This window comes from uncultured Campylobacter sp., assembly GCF_937921625.1.
Classification (GTDB): domain Bacteria; phylum Campylobacterota; class Campylobacteria; order Campylobacterales; family Campylobacteraceae; genus Campylobacter_B.
Genome location: NZ_CAKZTI010000019.1, coordinates 24,325 through 39,399 on the forward strand (window position 1 = coordinate 24,325; position 15,075 = coordinate 39,399).

Annotated in this window: 5 protein-coding genes; 2 read left to right on the top strand and 3 right to left on the bottom strand. The window is 38.3% G+C overall.

The features are described from left to right. Positions 1–290 precede the first annotated feature (290 nt). Both Q0101_RS02710 and Q0101_RS02715 read right to left on the bottom strand, forming a co-directional pair. Positions 291–8,609, bottom strand: a complete 8,319-nt coding sequence (locus tag Q0101_RS02710) for a calcium-binding protein (RefSeq protein ID WP_297942069.1) — start codon at positions 8,607–8,609, stop codon at positions 291–293. Between the two features lie 10 nt (positions 8,610–8,619). Next, a complete protein-coding gene (locus Q0101_RS02715; RefSeq protein WP_297942071.1) occupies positions 8,620–9,573 on the bottom strand; it encodes a hypothetical protein in 954 nt (317 codons plus the stop codon). Between the two features lie 377 nt (positions 9,574–9,950). Between Q0101_RS02715 and Q0101_RS02720 the strand changes: the two genes are divergently transcribed. Together Q0101_RS02720 and Q0101_RS02725 are read left to right on the top strand one after the other, a co-directional pair. Continuing rightward, complete coding sequence (locus Q0101_RS02720) at positions 9,951–12,314, top strand: type I secretion system permease/ATPase (RefSeq protein WP_297942074.1); 2,364 nt, start codon at positions 9,951–9,953, stop codon at positions 12,312–12,314. A 25-nt stretch (positions 12,315–12,339) separates the two neighbouring features. After that, positions 12,340–13,641, top strand: a complete 1,302-nt coding sequence (locus Q0101_RS02725; protein WP_297901932.1) for an HlyD family type I secretion periplasmic adaptor subunit — start codon at positions 12,340–12,342, stop codon at positions 13,639–13,641. A 493-nt stretch (positions 13,642–14,134) separates the two neighbouring features. Here the strand turns inward: Q0101_RS02725 and Q0101_RS02730 are convergent. Then, positions 14,135–15,075, bottom strand: a 941-nt coding sequence (locus tag Q0101_RS02730) for a calcium-binding protein (RefSeq protein WP_297942077.1), incomplete at its 5' end; no start/stop codon positions are given.

The following is a 15,075-nucleotide window of genomic DNA, read 5'->3' on the forward strand; positions in this document are numbered from 1 at the left end:
CGAATATGTTGTAGTTTATGGAATCAACCTAGTTCTTTTCAGGATTTTTAAGAAGAGTAAAGGTCGCAAGCGTAAAAACCTATGAAGGGATAGAAATATTTACGGAATTTTGTCCACCCTTATGCAAATATTTTAAATTTGCCGTCTTAAATTTAATCATTTGCCTGGCTATGATTTAGAAAGACAGTAGCTTATGAGGCAGCGTTTTAAATGTACCGCCTCATATAAAATTCTAATCTATAAAGTGCTATGCCAGCAAGCGAAATGTCAGTATAGCCCTAAAATAGCCCTTAACTCATGTATACCTGCATATCGTCCTTACGAATATCTCTTTGATTAAATTCCAAAGCCTCCGAGTTATTGGCGTAGATATTTAGCTGCTCGATGATCTTGTTTACGGTATCTTGGCTCAAGAAAGCATTTTCTTTCAAAGCATCTTCTTGGCTGATGCCCGATATGGTGCTTAGATTTGCAATGCCGCTAGGGCTAAGAGCCGAATTAAGCTCGGATGTGCTTAAGTCGGCATCGTTGTAAAATTTTGAAACGATAGCCTTTAATTCATTCTTATCGCCGCTACCTAAAACCATATCCCAGCCAGATTTGGAATTTGAACCGTCGCTAGAACTTTTTGAAAGAGGCGAAATTTGGGTTTCGTTATCTATGTCTAGTTTGGCATCCATCGCTAATGCGGTAGGTTTGGCACTAGCAATATAGGTTTTGCCGAATGCTTTATAGATATCCGCTGCCTTGATATTTAGATATTTACCGATATGAAATTCCTCTATGACATTATCCCTGTTGCTAAAAAAGCCTTTTACTTCTAAGATATCATTTTTTGCGTTAGGATCTGCCGGAGTGATGATGAGCTTAAGATCGCTCGAACCATTTTTACCAAAGTCATAGCGGACTCTTTTTACAGGATTTTTATATATGACCTTATCGTAGCCTCCAAGATCCATTATAGTTTTTGCTCCTCCGTCATAAATAAATACATTATCTTCCTTGCCCCCCACCATAGTGTTTCCACCGTCGATAGGTTTTACTTGCCCACTAATAAAATCGCTTCCTAGAATTTTGCCGTCTTTGAATTGAAAATTTAAATTTGTCCTTACATCGTAGTTTTTGATCAAGACGCTACTATTTGATAGTTTATCCGAGATGAGTAACGAATTATCGACTAAATTTAGATTAAATTTAACCTCATTGCTTCCTATGTCTTTGAATTTAATTAAGTCGTTGTCTTTGAAATTTTCCACCATATCGTTTCCGTCACCCCTAGAAAAGACGAAGGTATTTTTGCCATTCATGCTGATGCCGGGATTACCATAGCTGTCATAGCATCCTCTTAGAGTATCATTGCCGCTGCCACCTTCAAGGATATTATTAACTCCGTTGCCTCCTATTAGTATATCATTTCCGTCGCCGCCTTTGATCTCGTTATCCATATCGTTGTAGCCGCGTAATTCGTCGTTTTTAGCGGTACCGATCAAAGATAGCCTTTTAATATCGCCGAAGTTCAGTTTGTCACCGTTTGCAAACTCAAAGGTTTGTATTTCCTGCGCATTTATATTATCCTTTATTATATACGTTAGCATAATAGAATCACCCGCTGAGTTACGAAATGAAATTTTTAAATTATCGTAGTCTCTAGCGTCAGTATTTACACATCTTTCTACTATGAGATCTTCTTTGTTAATGCCTTTACCAAATTTGATTTTGTTTTCATGAGCACCGGCATATATAGTATCGGCCCCATCACCTTGGTTATATATAAAGATATTGTTGCCGGGATAGCTTCCGTATAAGATATCGTCACCTTTGCCACCTATGATAAGATTATCCTGATCAGAGTTGCCGAAAATAGTATCTGCTTCATCCGTACCGATCAGCTCCAATTTCTCAATATCCTCAGAGCTAAGCTCTTCGCCGTTAGCAAATTTTATCCTATCTATTCCAAAGTGACCAAACGAGATAGAATCATTCTTCGAGTTTTTAAATTTAATAATCGTGCCCTGCGGAGTGTGTTTTGCTATGATATCGTCTTTTGTGATACCTTCACCCAATTGAAGCGTATCGGTACCCTCATAATCAGCTATAGTATCATTGCCATCGCCTTTATTAAATATATAAATATCATCTCCCCAGCCGCCTTTTATTACATCATCTCCTTTGCCGCCTTCTATTATGTCATCGCCACTACCGCCATTTATAGTATCATTTCCTTCTCCACCATAGATAGTATCATCTCCCTTATCTCCGCTTATCGTGTCATTACCGGTTCCGCCATAGATAGTATCGTTTAGCTCTCCTCCTTGGATCTCGTCATCTCCACCCAAGCCGTTCATAACGTTATTTATATCATCATAGCCGTATAGAAGATTATTTGTATCATCGCCCGTTAATGCTAATTTTTTAATATCCTCAAAACTTAGTCTATCGCCGTTTTCAAATTCGAAATTTTCTATAGCCAGATCCTTATTTCCTCTAAGAAAAACGGCGTCGGTATCATTGTTTTTAAATCCTATCTTAATATACATTACTCTATGAGTATCATCATATTGGCTCAACTTCTCTTTATTTTTTGATACCGATACTACCAGATCTTCCTTCTTGATACCTTTGCCGAATTTTAAAGTGTCATTACCTTCAATGTCGTAAATATAATCTACTCCATCACCCTTATTATAGACGTAGGTATCATCTCCACCGTTGCCATACAGACCATCATTTCCTTTTCCGCCGATTAAAGTATCATTGCCTATATTTCCATAAAGGGCATCATCCCCGCCATTTCCTTCTAAAATATTATCGCGATGGCTATACCCGTATATATCATTGTTCTCATCGTTTCCGATTAAAGATAGTTTTAAAATATCATCAAAGCTTAATTTGTCTCCATTTTCAAATACTAATGTTTTATGTGAGTATTTCTCATAGATACCATTATCTCTGGATATAATATGCTCCAGAGATATACTTCCTTGCTTTCCTTTAAGTGATATAACTAAATCTTGATAACTTGATCTTGTGTAACTATCATATTTTACTTCGCCTTTAGTTACAATGATATCTTCTTTGTTTATACCTTTACCAAATTTTATGATATCTTCTCCTTCATAATCATGGATTGTATCGTTGCCGTCACCGATATTATAAACATAGGTATCGTCTCCTTCGTTGCCTCTTAAATGATCATCTCCTTCTCCACCGATTAAAATATCATTCTTCTTATCTCCGTAAAGCCAATCATTTCCACCGTTACCTATAAGAGTATTGTTTGAATCCTCAAAGCCATTTATTGTTTCTCCTTCATCAGTACCCACAAGAGATAATTGCTTTATATCTTCAAAGCTTAATTTTTCTCCATTAGCAAATTCAAAGTTCTCTATCGCACTATAAATTCCAGTTTTATTTGCATTAATGACATTTTTTAGAGTTATAGAATCAGTTTCATTGTATTTAAATTTAATGATTATATCTTTTACGTTACTTAAATAATACGAATTCTTACTCATATCTCTTGAAATAATTAAGTCCTTTTTTTGTATGCCTTCGCCGAATTTAATTGTGTCAATGCCGCCCCACTCTTCTATTATATCGTTACCGTCTCCTTTATTGTAGACATAAGTATCGTTATCCGCTCCGCCGTTTAGAGTATCGTTGCCCCTATCTCCTATTAAGGTATCGTTGCCGCTACCGCCTTCTATTAAATCGTTTCCGTCTCCACCGTACATAGTATCATTCCAGCCTTGCCCGTAAAGCTTATCGTCTCCGCCTTCTCCTTTGATAATATTGTGTGTATGAACATAACCTACAATGTTCTCGCTACTGTCGGAACCAATCAAAGATAGCTTTTTGATATCTTCAAAGTTTAGCTTACCACCATTGGCAAATTCAAAGGTTTCAATAATGTTATTTTCGTTTATCGCGTTACTATAGGCAGCATCTCTTAAGGTTATTGAATCATTTGAGGAATTTTTAAAGAATATGACTATATCAGAATATTCCTTTCGTCCAGTACGATCATCTATTCGTGCAACTCTTTTGACGATGAGATCCTCTTTGCTTATTCCTTCACCGAATTTAATAGTATCGGTTCCTTGATTGTCAGTTATAGTGTCGTTGCCATCGCCTTTATTAAAGATATAAGTATCATCGCCGTATCCGCCATTGAGGGTATCGTCGTCTTTACCGCCGATTAAGGTATCATTACCGATACCGCCATCAAGAAGATCGCTACCCGTGCCTCCACTTAAAATATCGTTGCCATCCTGTCCGTAGAGCTCGTCATTCCCACCACCGCCGATTAAAATATTCTTTTCAATATCGTCGTAAATTGCCATAACGTCATTTTTATCGCTTCCTACTTGAGACAATCTTTTAATATCTTCAAAGCTTAAGCTCTCACCATTCGCAAATAGGAAATTTTCTATTGATGCGCTCGCGTTCGTCTTATTTCCCATAATAACGTTCTTTAATGTTATAGAATCGGTTTCATTGTGTTTAAATTTAATAATTATATCTCTTGTACCATCTAAATGTCCATATGCATTCTTGCTTATGTTTCTTAAAACAATTAAATCTTCTTTTCGTATACCTTCGCCAAATTTAATTGTATCGGTGCCGCTCCAATCCTCTATAATATCTGCTCCATCACCTTTATTAAAAATATAGGTATCATCGCCGCAACCACCATTGAGCGTATCGTTACCTATTCCTCCGATTAAAGTATCGTTGCCATCTTCTCCATAAATTTCATCATCCCCGCCAAGGGCGTCGAATATATCATCTTTATCGCTTAGATAGAATTTATCACTTTCTTCCGTTGCTTTTATCGAAGAGTTATTAATAATAGTTTGATAGTCCCAAACAGAATTATCATTAAAAATAATTTTCTTGATAGAAGATGTAGCGTTTCCATTATTATCATAAAAGTCCTTGATGGTAATTTTATCATTTGAGTCTTTTGAAGTAATAACAACATCATTAAATTCTTGTCTTAATGATATATCGTTGGCGGAGAAATCATTAAATTTAATCATATCGTTACCGTCATGATCAATTATAGTATCCGCTCCGTCGCCTTTATTAAAGACATAGATATCATTACCGGTACCTCCACAAAGCATATCATTACCCCTATTGCCAATTATAGTATTATTTTCATTATAATAGCCATAAATCGTATTATCGGTATCATCTCCGATAATAGATAGCTTTTTAATCTCATCTATATTCATCTTATCGCCGTTAGCGAATTCTATAGTTTGGATATTTTGATTGAAGGTGATACTATCGCTTGTGTTATTTTTAAAAGAAAAAAGTATAGATCCTATGAAATTTTGCGAAATGATTAAATCTTTTTTATCTAATCCGGTACTTAGTTTGAGAATATTATTACCGCCGTAATCAGTTATAATATCCGCTCCGTCACCTTTATTAAATATATAGGTATCATCGCCGTAACCACCATTGAGGATATCGTTTCCCTTGCCGCCGATTATGGTATCATTACCATCGTTTCCATAAAGGATATCATTTCCCCCTCCGCCATTAATGACATCATCTCCATTGCCGCCCCAGATTTCATCTTTACCAAGGCCTGCATCGAAGGTATCGTTGCCATCAGTGAGATATAGCTTGTCGTCTTTGTCGGTAGAGCTTAGTGGGGTTAATTCAAGAATTTTATTAAAATCATAAACGGTTCCATCGGCAAAAATTATTGTTCTTACGGTATTCTTTCCTATTCCGGGATTTACGGAAAAGAAATTTTGGATAGTTATGCTGTTGCTGCCTGCTCCATCGTTGCTTTTGATTTGGATTATAAGCTTATCGAGCTCTCTTTTGAAACTCACATCATTAGGAGCTATGCTTTCTCTAAATTGTATTTTATCGTTGCCTGTCGTATCGTAGATAATGTCTGTTCCGTCACCTTTATTAAATATATAGGTATCATTGCCATATCCACCATAAAGTGTATCATTGCCTTTTCCTCCTACTATAAAATTATTTTCGGAATTTCCATTTATAATATCATTACCATCTGTTCCACTGATATACGTGCTAAGACATAGGGATAAAAATTTATCATCGTTACCACAAAAGGCTTTTAGGTTTTCTTTTAAATTTCCTTGGTATATAGGCTTATATACGCTAGCTTCTCGAACTATACTCATTAATTTGATAATTTCATCATATTTTCCATCTTTATATAATTGCATAAGCTTAGAATTTAAAGTATCAAACTTATAGCTTAGCTTGCCATCTTCTCTTAAGCTCATCTTTTCCATATCTAAATTTAAATCGGAATATGTAGTTTGAAGCTCTATAGAGGCATATACATAATATTTAAAGGTATTGATTTTATCATTAATTCTATTATAAGCATTTGGGCCCGGATTTGCACCCCATCCACCCTGATTAAACGGCTTTCCTGTAAGTTTTTCGTATAAGACCAAATTTCTAGCATCTATTGCATATATGCCACGAGAGTCTTTGGCGATTTCACTTACTCCCGCCCATTCGTAGATCAGCTCATCGATATATTTTTTTCTATCTTCAGGGCTTAGCATTAGATATAGATTTATCATAGTAGCCAAAGTTTCGTTCTTACTTGCCGCTACTCTTAGAGAATTCAAATTTCCACTGGCTATGACTTGAGGTAGGGCTTGGGTTTCTAGTGGAATTTTGTCTTGGTCTATTATCTCTTTTGTTTTATTTAGACTTACTTTAAACCATACATCATCTGCCTTAACCTTGGTACCATCGTTTAAAGTGGCAGTAGAGGTTTGCCTGATAGAATTTCCGTTATTATCGGTTGAAATTTCTTTATAGTTTAGATCGATAGATCTTACTTTATCGCTTAGTTTGATTAATTCTCCTTCGTCGGTTACGGCATTGGAGTTTTTATCTTGCCATAATAGGATCTTATCAAAGTCTTTATCGTTTTTATCGATTATGCCGTCATTATTAGTGTCAAATTCTTTAAGGGCGTTAAAGCCATTAGTATTTCCGCTAGTATGTGAATAGTAATTATCGCTTAAAGTATAGTTTCCGAATAGCTCGCCTCCGTTATCTATCTTGCCGTTTCCATTTCTATCATACGCTAGTAGCGCATCATCTTTTTGTACCCATCCGGTAGCTTCGGCAAAGCCGTTATTATCCAGATCGAAGTTTCTGGTATAATCCAGGCTTAGGGTATTTATGCCGTCGTTGTTTAGATCTATAACTATAGGAGAGCCATCGGTTTCAGGATCATCCGGGTCACGATCGTCGTCTTTTATGGTCACTTCTCTAGGTGTTATAGATTTTACCTTTATATTATCTGAGTGGGCATATACACTTACTCCTACCATAGTTTTTACATCCTCATTGGATTTATCGTTGCCGCTCCAGCTTAGATATGCGCCATAGCTTTGTTTAAAGAATAATTTTTCGTAATATGGTTTTGCGCTTTCGCAGGTCATATCGCCTTGGAATATATATCTTTCCTTTCCGCCCGGATCTACGGTCTTTAGTATCAGCCATTCGCCCTTTTGAAGTAGTCTATTTAACCTGACGTCATATTCTTCATAGTGTTTGCCGCCGTCTCCTTCTGCTACGGAGCTTTTTCCCTCTAGACTTACGGCTATTTCGTCGGCTTCTAAAAGAGTTATACCTAGGTCGTTGTTTTCTTTATTAAAATGCTTTACTCTGATATTTCCGTTTATGAGAAGATCATCGCCTTCCATTTTATACCAGCCGTTACCATTGCTTAGGTAGCATCCTCGATCTTTATCGTATGTACCGCCCGTGTATTGTTTATGAGAGTATCCGTCAAATATCCTTCCCTGCTTATCGCTATCGTCTATGATGTCTCCTGCATTTACGAAGTAATCATCGGCTCCTGCTCCTCCTATTAAAAGGTCTCCACCGCCATGTCCCATTAGGATATCTTTATCTGAGCCTCCGAAAAGGACGTCGGATTTGGTGCCGCCCAATAATACATGTAATCCTCCCATATCTACGAGAGGTCTTGCATATATGGTACCGTCGTGCATTGTGATTTGCAATATTCCTTTTTTAAGCATATCTAAATCCGGTAAATCTGTCGTTGTGCCACGCAATTTTTCTATTCCGTTTTTTATTAATTCGCTGATGCTTATTTCATCGTTGCCAGCAGCTTGATTTATTAGATTAAATACATCCATACCTGTGCTAATCCAACCGATAACCGGAACAAATTTAAGAGCCAATCTAGATAATACTTTCTTTTCTACTAAATTTTCTATTTTGTTAGATACTTTTTTTTCAATAAGTTCTTCTGTAAAAAAAGCACCGATATCAACTCCTGCTTCAGACAATACAGTTAACATATCATAGCCGCTATTGCTATTTTTTAAAATATTAAATCCAATAGTTCCGGCTCCAAATATTTTACCCCATTTTTTTCTTTCTGCTTCTGTCCATTTTTCACTACTTTTTAATTTTGTCAGTACTTCTTCTATTTGGGAAGTATCTGCTAGTGCTTCCATAAGAAGCTTTGTTCCGTCTGCATTTTTTAACAATCTTTGATAAGCTTTATCTAGCTCAATTCTCGCTTTTGTTTCTCTGTTGTTTGAATTACTCATAATAATCTCCTTAAAAATAATTTTTTTCGATATTGTCAATGTTTATATTGTGCAAATTTAAAAAATATTCTTTAACTTCTTCGTATTTGCTACGATTATAAATTATTAGCGAATAATATTGTGGTGGGGTGAGATTACCACCGCCATACGCCATCATATATGGTGATGCTACTGCTATTCTTGGAAAAATGGTAAAAAATCTATCGCCTTTTTTGCCGATAATTATATAAAGGATAAAATTTGTTAATAAAAGCCCAACAAATCCGAATATCCAAAATCCAATAAAAAACAAAAAAGACATAGCAACTATTATGGCAAAACTAAATATTGAAATGCAAACTAGAATCGCCTTTGTACTTTTTTTCTTAGAATAACCAAAAAGTGGTTTGCATATAGTTTCATTTAAATTTGTTAAATCTATCGTTCTTCTTAATTTCAACTCGTTAGAGTTTATTTTATAAAATTCAACAATTGAATTTTTGATTAAAATTCTGCTTTTCTTTGGATTATCAAAAACTAAAAAGACGATAACCATAAACACAATTATGCCGAATGCAAAAATATTTCCTAAAATTATATCTGCCAATACTTCATTATCAAATAAAGCTTTTATGCTAAGCGGTATAGCCAAGGCATATAAAAGCGGTATAGCGGTAATACAACTGTCATAAAAAACCTCATAATCGTACAAAGTAATCGGATCTTTGTCGTAGTTCCTAGCGTTAGAATTTTTAAATAAAGTAGCATTATCTGAATCCAAATTTTGAAATTTTCTATCGCGCTCTGCGTTTAAATTTAGATCGTCTGAATTTTTGTCATTAGAATTTAAAGCCTTGAAATTTGTAATATTTAAATCTGAAGCATCAAAATTTTGAGCATTAAAATCTTCTTGCAAACCTTGCTCTAAATTTTGATGCCGTTCATTTAGAATTTTCTTTAGCTCTTCGAGCCTTGCTTCGTTCATCCTTATCCCCGTTGATGATTTTAGAAGTTTGCCTATTTTACTCTTTGCGGCTTAAGCGGATATTAAATTACCATAGCGGCCTACCTTCCGCTATTACGCGTTATCATTCCCAATCAGATCGGCATATAATGACAAATTTTACATATTGCGTGGATGTCCTGAAACCGATTTTAAACTGAATATTTTTATCGGGTATCCCGTCGGTTGTCATAATCTATTCTATAGCCATTCCTGTGCCTATTCTTTCCTCTAGCACCATCATCCTAGCTTAATAAATTCCTCCAATCCCTTAAATTTCTTTAAAATTCCCTCTAAATTTAAGCCCCGTTTCAAATAGACTTAATAGAATTCTTTCAAATTTCACTCAAAGGTATCTAATGCAAACCGCCCTGGGCTCGCTAGGTCTGATAGCCGCCGTAAATCATATCCCATTCGATGCCAAGGCGCTTATAAATAAATTTGCGCTAAGCAGCGAGGAGCCGAGCATCGAAGAGCTAGTGCGTATGGCCAAGCATTGCGAGTTTAAGGCTAAAATCAAAAAGCTAAATCTTTCAAATTTGATGCGCTATAAACCTCCCTTTATCCTTCAGAAAAAGGACGGAAGCTACTTCAACGTCCTAAAGATCGAACAGCAAAGCGAAGCGGATATTAAAGCGGCAAATACTAGCAAGACAGCCTCCGATCTAAATAGCGCAAATTCCAAAGACGCGGCAGATTCCAAGGAGATATTAAGCCCTAACAGCGACACGACAAATTCTTTAAACTCATCTTCGTCCGCATCGTTCTCTTCCGGCGCGCCGTCTTCATCCCACGCGAACTCATCCCATTCCTCCGCCAAAGAGACTAAAGCCTCCCGCTCATTCAAATCTCCTCTATCCAAATCCTTGCAGGAGCCAGAAGCAGCTATTAAATTTATCGTATTTGACGGCGGAAATTCCGTAAAGGAGCTAGGCGCGAGCGAGCTATTTGATCTTTGCAGCGGCGAGTTTATAGTGCTAGCTCATAAAACTCTGAATTCTCAGATAAAATTCGGCTTTGCCTGGTTTTACAAGCGGATGCTAAGCTTCAAAAGAGTGGTATTTGAAGTGCTTTTAGCTTCATTTATCATGCAGCTTTTCGGTCTAGTGACGCCGCTTTTTACGCAGGTAGTGCTCGATAAGGTTTTAACTCATCATAGCATTAGCACGCTAAACGTAATTGCATTTGCATTTTTGGCGACCATCATATTTGAGATGCTTTTAAGCCTAAGTAGAAATTATATATTCGCGCACACTACTACTAAAATCGACGCTAAGCTAGGTAGCGAGCTTTTTAGCCATTTAGCTCTGCTTCCGATGACCTATTTTGAGAACCGTAAAGTTGGAAACATCGTTGCTAGAGTGCGAGAACTAGATAGTATAAGAGAGTTTATCGCAAATAAAAGCGTAAGCGTGTTACTTGATATTTTATTTAGCTTCGTATTTGTCTTTATGATGCTGCTTTACAGCGTGAAGCTTACGCTGATCGCAATCGCATTTATAAGCGTAATTGCTGCAATATACTTTTTTATCACGCCGGTACTTAGAAAGAGATTAGAGGATAAATTTCAAATGGGAGCCGCTTCAAACTCCTATCTCGTAGAAGCGGTAACCGGAATGCAGACGGTGAAATCTCTAGCGATCGAGGGTAGTATGCAAAAGATGTGGGAGGAAAATCTAGGCAGATACGTCCGATCGTCTTTTAATCTTTCAAATTTAAGCAACGTCGCAAGCGGTTTTGCTTCGGCGCTACAAAAGCTTATGACGCTTTGCATTTTATATTTCGGCGTAGGGCTTGTGATCGAAGGCAAGCTAAGCGTCGGTCAGCTCATCGCCTTTCAGATGTTTGCGGGGCAATTTAGCGCTCCTGTAATGAGGCTTGTGGGCCTTTGGAATGAATTCCAACAAGCCCTTCTTAGCGTAGATAGACTGGGAGATATATTAAATACTCCAACCGAGCAGAGCACCGATAAGCCGATTGCGCTAAATAATATAGAAGGAGATATAAAATTTGACGCCGTAAATTTCAGATACAGGCCGGATCTAAATTTGGTGCTTAAAGATATCAGCTTTCACGTCTCTCCTGGCAAAAGCGTAGGCATAGTAGGCAGAAGCGGTAGCGGTAAAAGCACTATCACAAAGCTGATCGAGCGGCTCTATCTGCAAAGCTCTGGCGCCGTTTATATCGATGGCATAGATATCAGACATCTAAATCCCTATCTTTTGAGGCAAAACATCGGCGTGGTCCTTCAGGAAAACTATCTATTTAGCGGCAGTATCAAAGAAAACATCGCCTTTGCCGCAAGCGGGGCGAGTATGGAGGAGATCATCAGGGTTAGCAAGATCGCGGGCGCTCATGATTTTATTGCAGAGCTTGCGGGAGGTTACGATACCTTCGTAGGCGAGCGCGGCTCTAGCCTTAGCGGCGGACAAAAACAGCGCATCGCAATCGCTAGAGCGCTCATAAATAATCCTAAAATTTTGATCTTCGACGAAGCGACCTCCGCGCTTGATTATGAAAGCGAAAGCATCATCAATCAAAATTTAAGCGAGATCAAAAAGGGAAAAACCTTCATCATCATCGCGCATAGGCTAAATTCCGTTAAGAATTGCGATGAAATTTTAGTGCTAGATAAGGGCGAGATCGTAGAGCGCGGAAAGCACGAGGAGCTAATGGCACTAGGCGGCTACTATAAGAGCTTATATGATAAGCAGCTAGGATAGGTCGAAGGGTAGGGCGGGATAAACAATGCTAAAAATTTTCAAAAGAATAGAGGATGATTCAAACGAGTTCAAGCCTCTTTTAATCGAGATAGAGGATGCTCCGCAAAACCCGCTAGGAAGATCAATTTTATGGATCGCTTGCGGAGCTTTGATATTTGCCGTGCTATGGATGGTATTTGCTAAGGTTGATATAGTAGTAAGCGCTAACGGCAAGGTCGTGCCCGACGGAGAGATTAAAATTTTAAAATCTCTCGAAAGCGGCGTTGTCTCTAAAATTTTAGTAAAAGAGGGCGATAGAGTAAAAAAGGGCGATCATCTAATCTTAATCGATCCTAGCGTTTCTACGGTAAATTTATCCACCAAACAAGAAAGCCTAGCTCTACTTGAATACTCGATAAAAAGGCTCGACGCTCTAAGCTCGGGTAGGAGTCTGGATGCTAACATCAGCGCAGATGAGCTAAGCTTATACAATACGCAAAAATCAAACTACGAAGAGAGCATAAACGTATATAATCTAAAAATGCAAGCTTTGCAAATGGGGATAAACTCCACCAATTTAGAGGTCGAGAGGCTAAGCGGAATTTTAAAGATAGACGAAGCGCGGCTGAATAATCTAAATAAGGTAAAAGATATAATAGCGCGCAAAGATCTATATGAGCTCAAATCCAAGGTAATCGAACTAAACTCCAATCTTAAAATTTCAAAAGAGAAGCTCGCCGAACAAAGGGCAAATTTAGATGAGCTAGCTAAAGAGCTTGAGGCCTTTAAAAGCCAAAGTATATCCAAGTGGCTCGATGAGATGCTAGCCAAACAGAAGGAAGCAAGCTCGCTAAAAGCAGAGATCAACGCGATTTTATTTCAAACCAGACAGCAGATCATCTCCTCTCCGGTTGACGGCTTTGTGGGAAAGCTACTCGTAAATACGCAAGGAACCGCCATCACAAATCAAGAAAATTTAATCTCTATAGTGCCTAGCGATAAGCCTTTGATCATCAAAGCAAACGTGCTTAATAAAGACATAGGCTATCTGGAAAACAATCAAAGCGTAGCGATTAAGGTTCAGACCTTCGACTTTCAAAAATACGGCAAGTTAGAAGGCAAGCTCATCCACATAGCAAACGATGCGATAAATGATGAGAAGCTGGGAGAAATTTACGAAGTAAAGATCAGACCGGATTCTACATTTTTGATCGTAGATGGGATCAAAAAGGAGATCGAGCCCGGTATGAGCGTAACGGCAGAGGTAAAAGTGGGCAAAAGACGCGTAATAGAGCTATTTATCTACCCCGTCATCAAATACCTAGACGAAGGACTTAGCGTGAGGTAAGGAAGGGGCAGGATGGCAAGTGGATATTTACCCTAATGGGTAAGTCTTTACTTGAATGCGCTGCTTGCTTGAGCGACTGCTTCTGTTTCGTCTGTCCGAGCGCAGCCTCACTTTAATTTAGCGCAAGCAAGGACGTCCTCTTGATAAATTTTTAATGTAGTGCCGAAGCAGAGTGGATAGCTGCTACCTCTATCTTGAGCTGCTGTTCGTTCTAGCATGCGAGCCTTTAGCCAAATGTAGCTTGGCAGAGCTGCCCTCACCCGAGCGGTTAGCTATCTTATCTGGTTGGACACGCCGCTTGAACAGCTACTTTCATCTGGGAGGTTGTTTGTCTTAGCGGATGGCAGCAATCCAAGCTAATAAAAAGCAATATCTCTGCGAGGGGCGGGATTGCCACCGCCGGTAGCTTTTGCGAACAACCGGCGGCGTTTTGTAAATAGTCATTAGCAAAGCACGGCGTAGCATTAGAAGCACGTAGCGTGAGGGTGGAGGATTAATTCCCCCAGCCACTCGTAAACATCTGCATGATATCTGGATTATTTTTCATATCATCCATCGAGATATTGCTCATACCGTTATTTGAGGCGTAAGCGTTGAGATCTTCGATGATCTTATTTATCTTGCTAGCAGTGATATACTCTCCGCTAGCAAGCGCGATCTGCTCTATGGATGAGCCGCCGAATTGATTATTTATGCGGACGGTGTCGTTTTCGCCGTATTTTAATACAAGATCATTGGCGACCCTTTGGAAGGTGATATTTTCTTTACCGATCCCCTCTTTAAATTTAATCGTATCGTTACCGTGGTTATCATAGATTGTATCCGCTCCGTCACCTCTACCGAATATATAGGTATCGTTATGACTTCCGCCTTCAAGATAATCATTACCGGACCCGCCTTCTAAGATGTCGTTACCGTCACTGCCATAAAGAGCGTCATTGCCTTCACTCCCATAAAGGGTGTCGTTACCGTTACCGCCGTAAAGCTTGTCGTCGCCGTCACCGCCGTAGAGGATGTCGTTACCTTCGCCGCCATTAAGTGTGTCGTTACCGGCTTCGCCATAAAGGGCGTCATCGGCGTCTTGTCCGTAAATGGTATCGTTTCCTGTCCCGCCATGAATTTCATCCTTAGCATTGGCTCCATAAATGGTATCATTACCGTCGGTTCCTTTAAACATAGTTTGTTTTTCTAGTTCGCTAAGAGATAGTTTCGTTCCGTCTGCAAATTCGAAATTCTCTATAATACCGCTTCCGTAAACAGTTCCATTCCAATAGTAAACATTATTTAATGTTAACTTATCATCCGTTCCTTTGATAGAAATTTCAAGGTTATCGATATTATTGTCAGCTCTTTTTACAAGCAGATCGTTTACGGTTATTCCCTCTTTAAATTTAATCGTATCGTTACCGTGGTTATCATAGATTGTATCCGCTC